Origin of the sequence: Carboxylicivirga mesophila (assembly GCF_018271975.1) — a bacterium.
Taxonomy (GTDB): Bacteria; Bacteroidota; Bacteroidia; order Bacteroidales; family Marinilabiliaceae; genus Carboxylicivirga; species Carboxylicivirga mesophila.
Genome location: NZ_JAGUCN010000002.1, coordinates 382496 through 401346, shown reverse-complemented (window position 1 = coordinate 401346; position 18851 = coordinate 382496). Strand labels below are relative to the sequence as shown.

The window sequence follows — 18851 nt, the reverse complement described above, 5'->3', positions numbered from 1 at the left end:
TCTGATTTATATCTTTAACCCTTTTCTTTAAGGAACTGGTAAGCCCTTTTGAGTCCGTTGTTCATAGATCCGTAATATTAATTCCAACTCGTTTCGCGACAAAGCCGCTGGAACAGTTTCCATCAATTTCTGTTTATTCTTAGGCTCAAAGAATCGCATCAATGCCATGTTATCAGAAGTAACACCTATTGTTTGACTAGGTGGTATCTGCGTTTTATAGATAGTACTCCAGGTCCTCTCCTGCAACACCATTTCTTGATTCATCTCGGCATCCATGCGTATTGGTGTTTGTGTCAGTGCCTGCCTTGTAGAGTTCCTCACGTTATTTGTTGCACGAGCCATATCTGGTGTTATTACCAACGGCATTGTTTTGGCTTCCAGGGCCAGACGCTCGTAACGTGGCATAACTATAACCTCACTAATCTCAATAGTATCTCGCGAGAGAAATACACCTAACAGGTAATTTTTTTGATTTAATGAATCGTTGATCTGAATGTAGGTATCCTTAAATCCCATGTGAGAAAATCGGACTACATCACCCTGCTGGGCCCAAAACGAAAACTGCCCTTTCTCATCTGATGCATAATCCATAGTTTGCCGGTTAAAACGGGAGTATGGCAAAACTGTCAGACTATCTTTCTCAAGTACTACGCCCGTAACCCGGATAGAATCCTTGTTTGTTACTTGTCCACAAAGGCCGCTGGATATTAAAATGAGTAGAGTGATTAGTGTTCCAACTTTCATAGTTTAATAGTTATGGTTTAAACAGATGTTCACTAATTGTAACAATCCAGCTGCCATTTGGTTGGACAAAACACAAATAAAGAGGCCCGATGTGGTTTAACATCGGGCCTCTGATAATACACTAAACAGTTTAAACAATAATGTCTTTCAATTCGCGCTTAGGTACATGGTGCACCTGCTGCACATCACGCCAATACTTGATACTTTCCTCTTTCATGGCTTCTATCTTTACTTCTTCTTTTGGCTTACCCAAGGCAATGATGTGCACAATTTTAAGATTATCCGACAAGCGAAGCTCTCTGTGCAATTGTAATCGGTTTAACGAACCCACTATACAACCACCCAATCCTTTTTCTACAGCTCCCAACAAAATGCTTTGGGTAGCAATGCCATCATCACAAAAGTAGTTGGCCGAAATATCAGTATCGTTTAACACCACAATGTAGGCCGAAGGCTGTTCGCCCTTCTCGGGTCCTGCCCAATCTTTCAAATAGCCTGCCCATGACAGGTGTGGAAATATTTTATCGTTTATTTCCGGTGAATTGGCTAAGAAATATTTTAAGGGCTGTGCATTACGGGCCGATGGCGATAAACGAGCCAGATCAACCAGCTCACGCAAGGTTTCCACCTCCACTGGTTCATCCTGATAAAAGCGCCTGTAACTGCGGTTTTTAAGAATTAAATCTTTCAGCATAAAAACGTTTTTTAGTTATTGTTTACGGGTAAAAAAAGCGAGACTTAATATACAAAAAATGTTATCAAGTCTCGCTAAAAAGTAAGATAATTTCCTAATACTAATACCTGGCTGAAATAACGTCCCAATCCAATATACTAAAGAACTCCTCGATGTATTTTGGACGCAGGTTTTGCTTATCAAGGTAATAGGCATGCTCCCATACATCGCAAGTTAAAATGGGCGTTAGTCCATCGCGCATTGGATTACCGGCATTGCTCTCTTTTACGATTGCCAATGAGCCATCTGCCTTTTTAACTAACCAGGCCCAACCCGATCCAAACAGAGTAGCTGCAGCAGCCGAAAACTCTTCTTTAAACTTATCGAAAGAACCGAATGAAGCATTGATGGCTTCAGCTAAAGCCCCACTTGGCGCTCCGCCTCCATTAGGTTTAAACGACATAAAATAGAAAGTGTGGTTCCAAACCTGTGCACCGTTGTTAAAGATGCCACCTTCCGACTTTTTAACAATGGTTTCCAGATCGGCATTTTCAAATTCAGTGCCTTTAACCAGGTTATTCAGGTTATTGACATAAGCCTGGTGGTGCTTACCATAGTGAAATTCCATGGTTTGCTTTGAGATAACTGGCTCTAGCGCATCCAGCGCATACGGTAATTTTGGTAATTCAAAGTTCATATTTGTTCGTTTTAGATATTTGTCTTGGGATTAAACAAACTTACATTTTTTATGTTTTCAAAAACCTTAAAAAAATAAAAAGGGAATTCACGTTTGAATTCCCTTTTTCCCAGACAAAATGAACAAACTAAACTTTAAAACGTCTCGTTACTTCGTCCCAATTGATAACGTTCCAGAACGCACCAATATAATCAGGACGTCTATTTTGATAGTGTAAGTAATAAGCATGCTCCCACACATCCAATCCAAGGATTGGTGTACCTTTAACATCAGCAATATCCATTAATGGATTATCCTGATTAGCGGTTGAACTCACCACCAGCTTACCATCGGCCTGCTTAACCAACCATGCCCAGCCTGAGCCAAAACGTGTAGCTGCAGCTTTATTGAAAGCCTCTTTAAAGGCATCAATTGAGCCAAAGTCTTTGGTGATAGCCGCAGCCAACTCACCAGTTGGTTCGCCACCGCCATTGGGCGACATTACAGTCCAGAATAAATTGTGATTAAAAAATCCGCCTCCATTATTGCGCACAGCTACTGAATGCTTTGAAATGTTGGCCAGCAAATCTTCAATTGACTGTCCTTCCAGTTCAGTTCCTGCCACCGCTCCATTCAGGTTGTTAGTATACGCAGCATGGTGCTTTGTGTGGTGTATTTCCATTGTACGTGCATCAATATGTGGTTCTAATGCATCGTAGGCATATTCTAGTTTTGGTAATTCAAAAGCCATATTGTTGTTATTATTAGGTTTAAAATTAGAATAACGATTCAAAACTAAAAACTATTTGGAATTAGTCCAAATAAAATAAAGACTATTTTATCTTTTATTTCAAAGACAACCACCTAATCCTTGTTTACTAGCAACTTACAGAACATTCGGTCAGTTATTCAAATAAAGTTATCTTCGTAGGCCAATATCACACATTATGAATAAAGACATACTGAAGCTCGCCATCCCCAACATTCTGACGAATCTGACTGTCCCCCTATTGGGCATGGTTGACATGCATTTGATGGGCTACCAGGATTCATCGGTTTTTATGGGAGCTGTAGCACTCGGCGGTGTCATATTCAACTTTGTATATTGGGGCTTTGCATTCCTGCGCATGAGCTTAAGCGGCATGGCAGCACAAGCTTTCGGCAGAAATAATAAACGCGAAATGGCCATGATGCTCTTCAGAGGATTATTGCTCTCACTTTCGGCAGGCGTGCTGTTACTCTTGCTTCAGAAAGGAGTTGTCGGCATCAGCCTGAAAATACTGGAGGGCAGTGGTGAAGTTAAGCAATTGGCCAGTGACTATTTTTATGTGCGCATTTGGGCTGCTCCGCTTGCTATCTCCTTAATGGTGATTAACGGATGGTTTTTAGGTATGCAAAACGCCATTTACCCAATGATTATCTCCATCACCATTAATGTTGTCAACATTGCCTCATCCTTTTTCTTTGTAAAAGTACTGAACATGAAAGTGGAGGGCGTGGCCCTGGGCTCTGTAGTAGCCAATGTGGTTGGTTTTATACTGTCCATCATCCTGTTCTTAAAAAAATACACCTATATCCTTAAGGAATTTGACTGGCATGAATTAATAGATAAAAAAGGCATGTCTGGGTTCTTAAATGTTAGCGGTGACATATTCCTGCGCACCCTTTGTATCATTATTGTTTTTACCTTTTTCACTTCCAAATCGGCCGGAAATGGTGACCTTATATTGGCTGCCAACAGTGCCTTGCTTCAATTTCTATTTTTGTTCTCCTATTTTCTTGATGGTTTTGCCTACGCAGCGGAGGCTCTTGTCGGTAAGTTTACAGGAGGACGCAGCATAACTGAAGTAAAGCAAGCTGTGCGTTACCTCTTTGGTTGGGGCTTTGCCTTTGCCTTTATCTTTTTGTTACTATACGCTTTAGGCGGTCATTATCTGCTACTGCTGTTTACCAATCAGCAAGAAGTTATTTCCACGGCATCTGATTATCTGCCTTGGCTAATGCTGTTGCCCTTAACCGGATTTTCATCATTCATCTGGGATGGTATTTATATTGGTGCTACGGCTTCACGCCTCATGCGTAACACTATGCTATTAGCAACAGTTATGTTCTTCCTGCTTTTTACCGTGTTGAAGGAATCAATCGGCAACCATGCCCTCTGGCTATCAATGAATGCGTTTATGCTAAGCCGTGGATTATTTCAAACCCTTTTTTATAAGCATCTAAGCATATTCAGGCAATAACCCCATTGTGCTATTAAAAAAATGGCATCTCACCATATTGATGAAATGCCACACTCAAATAATTAAATTGCACGCTTAGCCTTTAATAAATAAAGACTTAATAATATGTGAGGCCATTTTAGGATTTTCTTTCAAGCGGCGGGTACTATAGCCAAACCAATCTTTGCCATAAGGCACATATACACGCATCTTATAACCTTTACTTAATATCTCTTTACGCAATTCAGGTGTTACGCCATAAAGCATCTGAAACTCAAAATGTTCTCCAGGAATATTATTTTCTTCAATGATTTTAATCGCGCCCTCTACCAGTTTTCTATCATGAGTAGCAATCCCTACATATACCTTGTTTTTTAACAGGTATTCCAGGTCCTTTAGATAATGTTCGTTAACCTCATGATAGTCTTTGTAGGCTATCTCTTTAGGTTCTACATAAATACCTTTACACAAACGGTAATTAATCGGATTCTCTTCGCTATGAATATCCATTAAGGCCTCCAGGTCAGGCATCGTACGCTTTAAATAAGCCTGAAATACCAATCCCACATGCTTTGGAAATTCAGCCTTTATGCGACGAAACATATCAATCTCCAGATCCACACACTTTGAATCTTCCATATCGATGCGCACAAAATTGTTGTATTCAGCCGCCTTTGCAACAATCTCCCTAACGTATTCATAACACACCTCTGCATCTAGTAACAGACCGAAACTGGTTGGCTTCAAGGAGTAGTTTCCCTTGATTTTTTCAGCTTCGAAGCGCTCTATGATTGCTAAATATTCGTCTTTATTACTTTTTGCCTGCTCCAAATTTGTGATAAACTCTCCCAGAAGGTCAACAGTAACCAGCATGCCCTTTTCATTCAATTGCCTGGAAGCCAGAATAGCTTCATCGATCGTCTCTCCCGCAATATATTTTCGCGAAAAAATCCACACAAATTTCTTCGGGAAATACGGAAGCGTTCTTGCAATTAATTTATTCATCATCGTAGATTTCCTTTTAGTTAGTTATAAAAAAAATTGCCTTTATCGGAACAAACAGACAATAGCTGCGTAATACCGACAAAATGTCAATAGCAATATTTTGTTTCCCAGGGAGTAATTCTTGAATTCAGGATTGTAAATTTTGGAACACTTTGGTAGATAAAAAATGACGAAACTCACGTTATTCAAACAATGAGTGAAATTTTAAATGATAAATGACATAAATAGGAAAAAATCGTAATTTGACGATAATAAAATATACTCTTCACTATTAGAAGAGATAACAGAACGACCTCTTAAAATGCTTATGGACGGTAAAATAAAAGCAGTTTTAATAGCGTTGTTGGTAGTTATTAGTACGCGTGGTTATTCGCAATCCTGCAATATAACCTCACGAGCTAATAATATTGAACCCGACAAGTTGTGTGCACCAGTCTCGGTTATCTGGGATGTGGTGTATCGTGGCGTGGACGATGGCGGTACCGGTAATGTACAAATGCGTTACGACTGGGATGATGGTTCTCCAATAGAGATAATTAATGCAACGCTTATTGATGCTGCAACTGGCGAATGGGAAACCAGCAACAACCATATATATCCAATAGGTGGCGACCAATGTAATTATCACCCTAGAGTAACATTGGTGGTGGATGGCATAGAGTGCACCAGTTCAGTTCAGGAACAAACTGTTACTGTTTGGGACACCGATGATATGAACGGCGGCGAAATGAACATCAACCCTGTTGAATATCCAATTTGTGTTGGCAATGGAGGCACAGCCAATTTTATTGACAACAGCCAATGGAACTGTACACCACCTGATGAAGAAGACGTACCCAATGATCGAAAAAGATGGGTACAATGGGTATATGGCACCAACTCCGGAGCAGGCAACTTCATTGATGATGCATTGGTAGATGGCACACTTAGAGCTTATCCCTTCGAAGCTCCGGTTGAGGAAACAACAGAGCCAATACTCGGCCCAACCCCGCCCATTAGTGAAGCAATGCCAATTCAGGTAAATGATCAAAGAGCTGTGGGCGATGAGTTTGAAATTGAGCTTCGCAACTGGAACTATTGCAATCCTTATCCAACGCACGATCCGGTTATAACAAGAGCGCGTATTGTCATTGTTGACAATCCTGATGCAACCATTACTCAGCCAGCCCCGCTTTGCGAAAATGATGCACCAATCTTCCTGACCGCTGCTACAGGAGGTGGTGTATGGACCGGCAATGGCATAATCGATGCCTCCACGGGTGAATTTGATCCTTCGGTGGCTGGTGAAGGCATTCACCTGATTGAGTATACCGTATTTAGTGCCGCAGGATGTGTTGGTACTGACGATGTATTGATAGAAGTTAAACCTACGCCCACTGCTGCAATAACCCCGTCCTCACCAGCCAGTGCCTGCCCGGGTATCATAATTGAGTTGGATGGAAACCCAAGCGGGGGCACCACACCTTATACCCATATCTGGACAGGTGACATTGCCTACCTCAGCAATACTGCCATACCAGATCCGGTATTTCAGGCCAATATCGAAGGAATTTTCAACCTGAATTATCGTGTAACATCACCCAATGGCTGTTTTGATGAAGATGCAATTCAAATAATTACCGATACAATAAGTATCAAATTCACCAATAACGATTTCGTGGCCTGCACAGACGTTCCTGTTAATATTGATCCTATGCCAACAGGAGGCTCCGAAGTGTTTGTGGAGCATTTATGGACAGGCACCAACACAGCTTTACTATCGACTACCAACATACAAAACCCCGATTTTACAGGCCTGACACCCGGCACTTACACCTATACATACACTGTAACGGACAGTTATGGCTGCTCCGACTTTACAACTGTTACAATAGTGGTGCAGCAACAACCGGTTAGCAATGCCGGGGATGATGCCATTGCCTGTGGCATGGCAACTCAACTGGGGGCCGTTCCATCTATCGGAATTGGTACCTGGACACTTATTTCAGGAACAGGAGATGTTACTTTTTCAGATGTTAACTCACCTGCCACCGATATTAGTGTAGATACCTATGGCGACTACACCTTCCAGTGGTCAGAAGACAATAACTCATGTATTTCCAGCGATCAGGTGACTATTACATTTGCAAAGATACCTACTCCTATTGCAATGGCGGATGCAGACACTTGCGGACTCATCTACCAAATAAAAGTAACACCAGATGTTGGACTTGGCCAATGGACGCTATTATCAGGTCCTGGCACTGTAACTTTTGAAGATGCCTCAGCAGATATTACAGGCGTTACTGTTACAACACCGGGAGACTACAGCTTCAGATGGACAGAAAACAATAGCGGTTGTATTGGCAGCACTGATGTAAATGTCAGTTTCTTCCCCATACCAGTTGCACAAGTACAGCCATTTGACAATGAGCAATGCAGCCCGGCAGAAGTCCAATTTGAGAATATTTCAACCAATGCCAATACATATAACTGGGATTTTGGCGATGGAGCTATTTCAGAGGATGAAAACCCATGGCATTCATTTACCAACTTCACATTTGACATCATTGATTATGAGATTTCGCTTATCGCTAAAAATGATTTTGGGTGCGCCGACACGAGTATTTATGATATGAGTGTACTACCCAATGCCAGAGCTAACTTTGCCAATAGCGATAACCCAGGCTGCAGCCCACTTGAAATAGTTTTTACAAATCAATCGGAAGGAGCCAGCTCATATGAATGGCACTTTGGCGACGGCTCTCCATCTGAAACTGGAGAAAACCCAATTCACACGTTTTTTAACAACGAACAGTATGTGCAAGCCTATCATGTTGAACTGATAGCCAACAACAGCTACGCTTGCAGCGACACAGCCGATACATACATTACTGTATACCCTAAGTATGACTACACCATCACCGCTTCGCCAACGGAAGGGTGCCATCCCCTAAAAGTTGATTTATTGACAGAGCCTGGTGCAATGTGGTATAAATGGGATTTTGGCGATGGCAATATAACCGACGGAGCCAACGCCATGATGAACGTTTTTGAAAATACTGAAAGTACACCAAAAACAGTTGAGGTAGAAGTATACACCAGCTCAGCATTCGGCTGCCTGGACACCAGCAAAACTACTATTACGGTCAATCCATCTCCTGTCAGCAGTTTCACTCCTGATGTTACTGAAGGTTGTTCCCCTCTGCTAGTTGAGTTTGAAAATAACTCACTTAATGCACAATCAAGCCGATGGATATTTGGCGATGGATACACAGAAAATGGAGGAGGGAATGCTTCTGCTTCACACACCTATATCAATACTACCACATCTACAAATTATTGGCTACCCAAGCTAATTGTTGAAAACACTTATGGCTGTAAAGACTCAAGTGAAGTATCACTGAGTGTCTTTCCGCAAGTAAAAGCATCCATTACAGATGGCGGAGCTGGCTGTACACCTTACTTTGAGAGCATTCAAAACAATACTGAAGGGGCCAGCAGCTATTTCTGGGACTTTGGCGATGGAAATACATCTGACAGCTTTAATGGTCACCATACATACATCAACAATACAACCAGCAATCAAACTTACGATGTAACAATGATTGCAACTTCTATGTTTGCATGCAGCGACACAGCCTATACACAGGTTACGGCCTACCGCAGACCAATTCCTGAATATACTGTTACACCACAGGAGCTCCAGATGCCGGAGTCCACCGTTAATATCAACAACCTGACTGCAGGCAACAACCTTGAGTACTTCTGGCGCTTTGGTGATGGCAATACATCATCAGAACAGCAGCCTGGCAATTATACTTACAATGCATCTGGCGAATATGAAATATGGCTGAAAGTGGATGCCGAATATTGCAATGATTCTCTGATGCAGCGGGTGTTGATACATCCCAACCTGCCAATTCTGGATTACGGTCCTGATAGCGAAGGCTGCCCACCTTTGGAAGTTCAGTTTTACAACAACTCTATTGATGCCCACACCTACTTCTGGGATTTTGGCGACGGAAATGTGTCTTCCGAGAAAGCACCAAAACATACTTACTATACACCCGGCAAATATAATGTCACACTGTTGATAGAAGGCCCAGGTGGTATTGCTGAAAGCAATGATGTGGTCATCCATGTTTACGACAAGCCATTCGCCAACTTTGAGGTGAGACCAACTGTTGTTAAACTGCCAGAAACAGTTTCATTTATTAACAAATCAGAAGGTGCCATCAATTACCTGTGGGATTTTGGCGATGGTAACACATCCACCGAACATTCCATCCAATATGCCTACCAGGATCCTGGCAGTTACGATGTAACACTCATTGCAATTAACGACAAAGGGTGTAAAGACTCTTTAACTATCAGAAATGCTGTTACGGCAAAAGAAGCAGGACGAATTGAATTTCCTAATTCGTTTACCCCCAATCCTAACGGTTCCAATGGTGGAGTGTATGTACCCGGCTCGCCCGAAAACCATGTATTCTACCCATTTGTAACAGAAGGAGTTGTAGAATACGAGTTTAGAGTCTATTCAAGATGGGGAGAGATTCTATTTGAAAGTACAGATATAAATATTGGCTGGGATGGTTATTTCCGAGGAAAATTATGCCCTGGAGGAGTTTATATCTGGAAGGTATATTGCCGCTATTCAAATGGTTTGACTGAAACATTAACCGGAGATGTAACATTATTCAGATAATGAGGAAACTGCTAATCATATTGCTTACTTTTTGTGGCCTTAATCACCCAGGCTGGGCACAGGATTATCACTTTTCTCAGTTTTATGCTAATCCGCTGTACCTAAGCCCATCATTAGCTGGCGCCACCGATGGAGGCCGTCTGATTATGAACTATCGCAACCAATGGCCCGAAATTTCCAAGGCCTTTTCAACATATGCCATTTCGTTCGATAACTTCTTTCCCCAGTTTAACAGCGGAATAGGCTTTTACCTGCTTCAGGATAAAGCTGGTAGTGTTGGGCTTACGAGTACACATGCCGCCTTCCAATATTCATACAATCTGATGATATCGAAGGAGTGGCAAGTTGTACCTGCCATCCAGTTTGCCTATGGTAATAAATCAGTCGATTTCAGTAAAATAATATTCCCCGATCAACCACCAGGTGGAGTAGGTGCCTCCGGTTCATACGATCGCCTCAATAACGAACAGATACACTATATTGATATGGCTGCATCTGTGTTTGTTTACAGCTCCAAATACTGGATGGGAGTTACTATTGACCATTTATCAAGACCCAACTACACATTCCTGAACGAGGAATCAAAATTTGATTACAAATATGTAGTCTTTGGAGGAATGAACATTTGGACAGAACAGCGCCGGCGAACAGGAATGCAAAGAGCCTTTTCAACCAGTTTCAGGTATCAGCATCAGGGGCAGTTCAACCAGCTCGATGTAGGTGTTTACTGGCATAATTCGCCTATTGAGCTTGGTATGTGGTACCGTGGCATACCAGTGTTTAATCAATCGAACAGCAAAAGCCTTAATCAGGATGCAATAGTCGCATTATTGGCTTATGACTTGGGGCCTCTCAGAATTGGTTACAGCTACGACATTACCATTTCAGGTCTTGGGTGGTCAACAGCCGGGGCACATGAATTATCGCTCATTTTTGAATTTAATCAGCGAGGCGGCTTACGACTGGGGGGTAAAAGACCCGCTGTTCCTTGCAGTGAATCAGCCAATCCGTTGAGCAGTAAGGGCGGTAAGTACACACGCAAGAAGAGGCGATTATATTGACCTGTTTTAATTAGCAATAACAACTACCAGTCATCCTCATAGTCATAATAATCTTCGCGCTCAACCTCCGTCCAAGCTAATGAAACATCAACCCTGGAATATTCTGAACCATAAATAAGCTGAGTAAATGTTAGTCTGACTGTGGTCGATGATTTGGCACTTAAATAAGGAATATATGCTTGCTGTTTTTCAACCAGTAAGTCGCCATTCATTAAACAAACTGACACCCATACATCACACGCATCCAAAGAACCTTTGTTCTTCACCTTTACTTCCATAACTGCCTTACCCGGTTTAACAAGTGTAAGTTCTGTTTGCCTTACCACTTCGCAGCGAGCATTGTAAAGCATATCATCTATCACCTCATCTAACAGGTATTCGCAAGAAGAACATAAAAGGAGAGCCAATGCAACACATAAAAAGCCTTTAACTTTCATAGAATTAGGTTTACTGGTTTATGCTAATGACAGCCAGCTTATGGAATACACTTAATTATTTTACTTTATTTAACATCACATGGTTAATAATCCACATCCTGACTTTATGCAATACAAAAAAAGGCTGCCTTCCGGCAGCCCTAAAAATCACGTTGATTATGAAAAAGTATCGTCTGAAAAATTAATTAAAAAATATCAATCAGTCGCTTTGGCTGGGCCTTTGCTTCTTCTTTCTTTGGCAGTAATACATTCAGTATACCATTGTTGTATGTGGCAGATATTTTAGCGTCATTCACTTTATCCTTTGGTAAGGAAAATGAACGCTTAAAGCTTCCATAAGTAAACTCATAGTGCGAATATTTTTTATTCTCGGCCTCTTCCTCCTTTACAACCTCAATGGTTAATACATTGTTATCAACCGTTACATTAAAATCTTTCTTTTCATAACCCGGTGCGGCTACTTCAATAGCAAAAGCATCATCATTTTCCTGAATATTCACTTTAGGCGTATCAAAACACTGTCCTCCTTTTAAAGTATCAGCTGCACTTAACAATTCATCGCCAAAGAAATGATTTAACAAATTACCTGATTGTGGATACCTGTTGTTAAATTTCACTAGTCTCATAATAAAATCTCCTATTATTTAAATTTTTAATTGTTTTCTGTTTGGTCATGTTATTTCAATGATAATGCCATTATAGTTTATCTGCCACTATTACAGACTATTACAATTTAAACATGCCAATATGACTTAATTTTAGATTAAAAGATGCCATATTGACTCACTACCCAAATTAGTACTGGTAATCTTTATTTAAAGTATAAATAACAGAGAGGTAACTACAGGCATGTGCTAAAAGAAGACCTTTGGGGCGTTATGAGAGTTATTTTCCTCCCAACAATTCCTGTGTGTATAGAGGTTGCCTAGTGCAACCTCTTTTTTGGAGGAAATAAAAAAGCGAGTCGGCAATCACCAACTCGCTTTTTTAATAATATTATATGATTCTTTAATAATCAATAATCCCAGCTAAACCCAATATTAATGCCTAACCAATTCTGTTGAGGCACATCCGAGGATTTAAATGAAGTGCTGTAATCAACACTTATTGCCAGACTGGTTCGGTAGTTAACAGGCACTAACAACCCTGCTTTGGGCGCCACTGACCAGGTCCAGCCTTTATCACTTGTCGAGAACAGTCCATTATCACGCCGTTGCTCCATATAATAGGTACCAGCTGCAATTCCTACAAATGGCCTTACAACTGCATCGTCATCGGCAAAATAATATTTACCTGTTGCCTGAATAGGTATAGCATTTAAATAGCGGTATTCATTACTGGTAATTTCACCATTCCCACTTGGTAATGGTTGTGTTGCCCGGTCTTTGGCCTCATAGAAAGTGTTCCAGCCAACCAACAGACCTACTCCGACGCTTGGATTCACAAACTTCTCGAATTCGATGTTGGCTCCCCTGAAACTGGCCGGATTAATATAGTCTTTGGTATCGCCCATTGGCAATGCCATACCATAGTATACGTTCGTTTTTGTTTGTGCACTTACCTCTAAACTAATGATTGTAAGGACAAAAATGAATATGTATTTTACTAATTTCATATTGATTGTAATTAAAAGGTTGAGGTAATAAACGGTTAAAAAGGAGCCTGATTAAATAATTCGTCAATGCCTCTTTCGATACGACTGGCAGTATAACTTTGGCTACCCTGCATTAGACCATCAAGGGCACCAGTATAAACGAGCGGTGCTGTTTTCTTCTCCACATCACGACTTTCGTAATCAGCCATTTCTATAATTATAGATCCGGTTTTATAGTTATAATAAACTGGATACCATGGATACCAGCCACCCCATCCCCAACCGGGATAACCAGGGTACCAGCCGCCCCACCAGCCACCGCCAGGAACCCAGGCTGCACCGGAATTATTCTGCTCTATAATAACAATAGCAATGGCCAGTGATGTATCAGCATCTGCCTCATTCATACCTAGCTTACCTAGCTCTTCGCGCATCTGCTTCAGAATGTTCTCATCATGCACCCTGTTTGGTCTTTCAACCTCTTCACCATCCTTCACATACAAAATCTCTTCAGGTAATGAGTAAGTTTTACCATCTAATGCATCCCAATCATATGCAGGATCGTATTTTGAAATGGAGGTATCTAATTCATCAACATATTCAGCCCCTCCCGGATAACAGGCATAAACTGAAAATAACAGCCCGATGGCTAACAAAAAATTAAAATGTGTTTTCATACTTAAAGCTACTTTAAGGTTAGATAAATTTACGTGTTAATAGTTGCGCTCAGTAACAATTTTAAGGAAAATTTTGCAAGCAGTTACATTTTTTGATTCAAACAAAAGAACAAATATATCACCATTTTGGTTTATTTTTACAGTTCAATGAACCATAATAGTATTATTCTATGAAAAAATTACTACTTATCATTTACATCTTAGCTGCGGGAATATCAGGGATTAATGCGCAGAAAACAGAACAGGAATTAGGCCTGATTGGCTCTATACTAAAGTCTGAAATAAAAGTTTTCTATGCACAAAACATTAAGTTGTCAACATCAGAAAGTGAAGCTTTTTGGGCGATTTATGATGAATATGAAGCCGCTTTAAAACCCATCAGCAACCAGCGGGTTGAATTACTTAAAGAAATTATTGCCAAAGAAGGTGCACTATCTGAAGATGAGCTTGACAAAAAAATTATTGCACTCGATAAAGCACAGAAGGCCCGTCAAAACCTGCGTATGAAATTCTATAAAAAGTTTAAAAAAGAACTCGGCATGAAGGTAGCTGCTCAGTTTTATCAGATAGATGGGTATATCTATACACACATTAATGCTACCATCATTGAAAGTTTGCCAATTATTATTCCTGAGAAGAACTAAAAGCATACATAATTATTGCTCTAAAGCCCGGATTATTCCGGGCTTTTTATTTTTACACAGCTCCCTGGTCAATCATTGCTTCAGCTACCCTTTGAAATGCAGCTACATTAGCTCCTCTCAGATAGTTCACACTTTCTTTATTCTGACTACCATATTGCCGGCATAAATTATATGTTCGCTCCATAATATCCTGCAGACGGTTTTCAATTTCCGAATCAGACCAGGCAACCTTCATGGTGTTTTGTGCCAATTCAAGCGCCGAAATAGCTACGCTTCCAACATTAGCGGCTTTGCTGGGCACATATGTTATTGAGTTATCCATCAAAAACTGGATGGCCTCTTCGGTACATGACTGATCGGCGGCCTCTATTAGGTACCGGCATTTATTAACCTGCAGCATGCCCGCTTCCACAACATCAATCTCATTTTGAATGGCACAAGGTATGGCAACGTCACACTCCACCTCCCATGGCTTTTTACCCTCTACGTAAATAGTCCCCGGAAACTCTATGGAATATGGGCGCACTAAATCCTGTGATGTAGCTCTTAACTCAATCAAATACTCGAGTTTTGTGCTATCAATGCCGCCCGGATCATACACATAGCCATCAGGCCCTGAAATGGTCACCACCTTTGCCCCCATGGCATTGGCTTTTTTGATGACGCCATGCGCCATATTACCAAAACCAGACACGGCTATTGTTTTACCGCCCAATGAATCATTATGCCGCTTGAGTAAGGACTTTAAAAGGTAAACAACGCCATAGCCATTGGATTCGGCTCGTAAACCGGTACCGCCCCAATCGGGTGATTTACCGGTAAAAGCACCACTGTGCTGATGTGTCAGTTTTTTGTACATGCCAAAGAGGTATCCAACTTCCCGGCTGCCAACTCCTATATCACCGCCCAAGATATCAATATCAGCACCTACAGCGTCCCATAGTTGCAGTATATAACTCTGGCAGAATCGCATAATCTCAGCTTCTGATTTACCCTTAGGATCAAAATTAGCTCCTCCCATGGCTCCTCCTAATGGCAGCGAAGAAAGGCTATTTTTAAATACCTGCTCAAAAGCCAGCATCTTGACCGTACCTAATGTTAATGCGGGATGAAAGCGCACTCCTCCGCTATAAGGTCCCAAAGCATTATTATACTGCACCCGATAGCCACGATTCACAATTACCCGACCCTCATCATTTAGCCAGGGCACTTTAAACTGCAGCACCCTGTCCGGTTCAGTCAAACGCTCTAACACAGCTGCGTTGCTCAGCCTGAAGTCGTCTCTGATACGATCTTCAACTGTGCTAAGAAAGACCCTGACACCCTGAATAAACTCGGGTTCATTGGGATTATTAAGCTGTAGCTGATACAGAAACCTATCCAAACTCATAATTGAAGTTTTTATTCGATACTATATTCCAAAGGAAATTCTTCATTTTTGGCAGTATTATATCCAGGAGGCAATACCACTCCTATCCCCTTCTGACCATCAATCTTCACTGTGCAGGCCGATGGCAAGCGCACATGCCTCAGATACTCATCCTCATATTCTGCAGGTAAACTGTCGAGGTAGCTTGTGTCTACAAAACCATCGCCAATGGAAGGGGTCACCGTAAAATAACCAACACGCAGGCTGGTCAGATTCTGAAAGAAATGTGTGCCCTGCGATGGATCAACCCGGTAATTCTCAAGGCCTGTTTCCACAATAAGGCGGGCCGCCGAAATCTGGGTCCATTTAACCGGCACTCCCAGCCAGGAATCCTGCGATCCCCAACGCCCCGGACCAATCAGAATATATGACTTATGGTTTCGATGAAACGGAGCATTTAATTGCTCAATGATGGGCACCAGCTTAGTGTTATTGGCCGGGTTAAATGATTCTGGCCTAATATATATAACATCCTGTATATCATCAATAATTCCATTTCCAAGAGCCGATGTTGAATGTACCAAAGTATCTGACGGTTCAAGCTCTTCCAGCTTCTCTGTAATGGACTCTTTGGAGTCAACAATAGGCCTGATTTGCAAAAGGTAAAACACAGGTGGTTGCCCTTGAGGCACCTGCAAATCCACTGCAAACTCCACCTCAACCGGCTGATTCATTTCCTTCTGACCAATCTCCATTACCTTCTGAATAATTGGGGCCAACGGAAAAGCATCGTACTTAAGCACATTGGCAAAGGTAACCAGCCGCAAGCCTTTGGCCATTAAGCCATCCCTAATCATGTGGTTATTATAATCGTATACCGATCCCAGCCAGCGCAAGGTACCATGTTCCTCAGCTGTTTTCAGGTCGAGCTTCACAATGTTTACCGAGTCATTAACCGAAGGATGAAAACTGGATGACTTAAGATCAAGTGCAAAGAAGTTCTTTTGTGTTTCGCGAACGGCCATGTCGGTGCTGGACAACTGCAGTATTTTCTGCGGATATTTGGGAGAGAATCGTAAGGAGGCACTGCCTTCCACAATGTGTTTACCTAATCCCATGGCTACATTAACAGTTCCATCCTCGGCTTTCTCCGGTTCAATAGGGTAAAAGTTAACAGAGCGCCCTACACCTGAAAAGGTTGGATAAAACACATCGCCATGGCGCTGGCCAACCACCTCCTGCAACACGATACCCATGCGTTCCTCATCTATTACATTCATAGTGGCTTCCATGTAACGCTTGCTGGAGTTGTAGAATGCAGAGGCATAAACGCACTTAATGGCATTACACAACTGCTCCAGCACAATATTTTCCTCATCATTATTGGCAATCATGTAGGTTGAATAAATACCAGCAAAAGGTTGGTAATGGCTATCTTCTAACACACTTGATGAACGCACGGCAATGGGCTTATTAACGATGGAAATAAATTTATACAAGTCACCATGAATCCGCTCTGGTAAATGCGCTTTTACAAAGGCTTTCAGTATCTCCTCGTCACCAGCCTCTGACAAGGCTATCGGATACAATTCATTCACCTCCATAAATTCGTCAAACACATCGGTACTGAGCACGACGGTTCGCGGAATAGTAACCAATACATTGTCGAAGGCATGGATAGCATCATACTTCTTTATCAACAGGTTAAGAAATGCCAACCCACGAGCTTTACCACCGATAGTGCCATCTCCAATTCTGGTAAATGTAAGGTATTCATCAAAGCGTTCGCGGTAAAACTTGGCAATAACCCCACGCGACTTACTGTATCTGAAATTGGCAATGGTGTCGAACAAAAAGCGTTTGGTAGCATCCAGATTGGCAAAATCTTCCACCTTAAGGTATTTAATCACCTCAGCAATAGAAAACAAAGCCCTGGCATTGAGCCATTTTGAAACATGGTCGCGCTGAAAATGGTAAAACAACGACTCATCCGGAATTTGAAATAATTTTTCCTGCAACTCCTTCAGGCTACTTACCCGTCCCACCTCCTGCCCGTTGGAAGGGTCAACAAAAACGAAATCACCAAACGCCAGGTACTTATTAATAAAATGCTTGAGGCGCCTTAACAGCGATGAAGAGTGCTTATATAAGAAAGCGACTTTTAAATCCTTGGCTACCTTTTCGAGGCTGCGATTAGACGATTGCAACAAAAACGGCATGTACTTATTCCGTTCTTTGACGTGCCTGGCCAGCTTAATACCAGCCTCAGTATCTTTCACACCTCCCTTTGCATAGGATACATCAGAAATGATTCCCAGCAGATTATCTTCATATTTCTCATAAATAGCGATGGCTTCTTCATAGGTGCGTGCCAGCATAATTTTAGGGCGTCCGCGCATGCGCATCATTTTCTGGTGTTCATTCAGCCCTTCATCCATAAACTTTTTGGCCTGCGTAAGTATGATGCGATAGATAAGCGGCAGATAGCTCGAATAAAACCTGACCGAATCCTCCACCAGCAAGATGGCTTGCACCCCCACCTCTTCCACATCATGCTGCACATTCATCTCGTCTTCAATCAGCTTGATAATGGCCAGCATAATGTCGGCATTGCCCAGCCAGCAGAAGATATAATCAATGGCACTCGTATCTTCACGGCGCATCCTTACTGATACTTCGCGGGAGAACGGAGTGAGCACCACAATCGGAATCTTCTCATACGATTCTTTCACCTTTTTGGCCATAGAGAAAGGGTCCATTCCGCCAATACTCAACATGGTAATAACCAGGTCGATTTGCTCAGTGCCCAGCACCTCCAATGCTTCCTCAGAAGTTTCAACATGAATAAAATGAGGTGGATAACGCAGGTTGAGCGAAACATATTCATTGAAAATCTGCTCATCAATACGCCCGTCCTCATCCAACATAAAGGCATCGTAGCCACTGCAGATTAGCAGAACTTTATGAATGCGCTTTTGCATCAGGTGTCCAAAAGGCGTTTCAGAGAAATAGCCGGTCTGCTGTATATTTTGTGGGTTTGTCATTAAAATAATAGTTAC

General features: G+C 41.8%; 15 protein-coding genes. 4 read left to right on the top strand and 11 right to left on the bottom strand.

Going from position 1 to position 18851, the window contains the following annotated elements:
• Positions 1-27 precede the first annotated feature (27 nt).
• From KEM09_RS03620 to KEM09_RS03605, 4 genes are all read right to left on the bottom strand, one after another.
• The gene (locus KEM09_RS03620) at positions 28-744 is read right to left on the bottom strand and encodes a peptidase associated/transthyretin-like domain-containing protein (protein ID WP_212225676.1); all 717 of its coding nucleotides are present in this window, start codon (positions 742-744) and stop codon (positions 28-30) included.
• A gap of 130 nt (positions 745-874) precedes the next feature.
• Entirely contained in the window at positions 875-1438 is a 564-nt protein-coding gene (locus KEM09_RS03615) for a nitroreductase family protein (protein WP_212225675.1), read from the bottom strand.
• A gap of 100 nt (positions 1439-1538) precedes the next feature.
• On the bottom strand, positions 1539-2114 hold the full coding sequence (locus KEM09_RS03610) for a superoxide dismutase (RefSeq protein ID WP_212192570.1): 576 nt from the start codon (positions 2112-2114) through the stop codon (positions 1539-1541).
• 127 nt (positions 2115-2241) lie between these two features.
• The gene (locus KEM09_RS03605; protein WP_212225674.1) at positions 2242-2844 is read right to left on the bottom strand and encodes a superoxide dismutase; all 603 of its coding nucleotides are present in this window, start codon (positions 2842-2844) and stop codon (positions 2242-2244) included.
• A 196-nt stretch (positions 2845-3040) separates the two neighbouring features.
• On the opposite strand from KEM09_RS03605, the gene KEM09_RS03600 reads away from it, so the two are divergent.
• Positions 3041-4336 (top strand): MATE family efflux transporter, encoded by a 1296-nt coding sequence (locus tag KEM09_RS03600; protein WP_212225672.1) that lies wholly within the window; start codon positions 3041-3043, stop codon positions 4334-4336.
• A gap of 75 nt (positions 4337-4411) precedes the next feature.
• Here KEM09_RS03600 and KEM09_RS03595 read toward each other — a convergent pair whose 3' ends face one another.
• Positions 4412-5323: a proline dehydrogenase family protein gene (locus KEM09_RS03595; protein WP_212225670.1), complete on the bottom strand. Its 912-nt coding sequence runs from the start codon at positions 5321-5323 to the stop codon at positions 4412-4414.
• Positions 5324-5627: 304 nt separating this feature from the next.
• Here KEM09_RS03595 and KEM09_RS03590 point away from each other — a divergent pair, with 304 nt between their 5' ends.
• Entirely contained in the window at positions 5628-10010 is a 4383-nt protein-coding gene (locus KEM09_RS03590; protein WP_212225668.1) for a PKD domain-containing protein, read from the top strand.
• Entirely contained in the window at positions 10010-11071 is a 1062-nt protein-coding gene (locus KEM09_RS03585) for a PorP/SprF family type IX secretion system membrane protein (RefSeq protein WP_212225648.1), read from the top strand. The genes KEM09_RS03590 and KEM09_RS03585 overlap by 1 nt, the downstream gene beginning before the upstream one ends.
• 23 nt (positions 11072-11094) lie before the next feature.
• Here the strand turns inward: KEM09_RS03585 and KEM09_RS03580 are convergent, their stop codons facing one another.
• The 4 genes from KEM09_RS03580 to KEM09_RS03565 all read right to left on the bottom strand — a co-directional run bounded on the left by KEM09_RS03580 (position 11095) and on the right by KEM09_RS03565 (position 13779).
• On the bottom strand, positions 11095-11508 hold the full coding sequence (locus tag KEM09_RS03580) for a CARDB domain-containing protein (RefSeq protein WP_212225640.1): 414 nt from the start codon (positions 11506-11508) through the stop codon (positions 11095-11097).
• 185 nt (positions 11509-11693) lie between these two features.
• Positions 11694-12134: an Hsp20/alpha crystallin family protein gene (locus KEM09_RS03575; RefSeq protein WP_212225632.1), complete on the bottom strand. Its 441-nt coding sequence runs from the start codon at positions 12132-12134 to the stop codon at positions 11694-11696.
• Positions 12135-12523: 389 nt separating this feature from the next.
• Positions 12524-13123 carry an outer membrane beta-barrel protein gene (locus KEM09_RS03570; RefSeq protein ID WP_212225630.1) on the bottom strand — a complete coding sequence of 200 codons (600 nt, stop codon included), beginning with the start codon at positions 13121-13123 and terminating at the stop codon, positions 12524-12526.
• Positions 13124-13158: 35 nt separating this feature from the next.
• Positions 13159-13779, bottom strand: a complete 621-nt coding sequence (locus KEM09_RS03565) for a DUF4136 domain-containing protein (RefSeq protein ID WP_212225628.1) — start codon at positions 13777-13779, stop codon at positions 13159-13161.
• Positions 13780-13949: 170 nt separating this feature from the next.
• On the opposite strand from KEM09_RS03565, the gene KEM09_RS03560 reads away from it, so the two are divergent.
• Entirely contained in the window at positions 13950-14423 is a 474-nt protein-coding gene (locus KEM09_RS03560) for a hypothetical protein (RefSeq protein WP_212225626.1), read from the top strand.
• A 52-nt stretch (positions 14424-14475) separates the two neighbouring features.
• Here KEM09_RS03560 and gdhA read toward each other — a convergent pair whose 3' ends face one another.
• Positions 14476-15813: an NADP-specific glutamate dehydrogenase gene (gene gdhA, locus KEM09_RS03555; protein WP_212225624.1), complete on the bottom strand. Its 1338-nt coding sequence runs from the start codon at positions 15811-15813 to the stop codon at positions 14476-14478.
• Positions 15814-15824: 11 nt separating this feature from the next.
• Entirely contained in the window at positions 15825-18836 is a 3012-nt protein-coding gene (locus KEM09_RS03550; RefSeq protein ID WP_212225622.1) for a PEP/pyruvate-binding domain-containing protein, read from the bottom strand.
• Between the last annotated feature and the right edge of the window lie 15 nt (positions 18837-18851).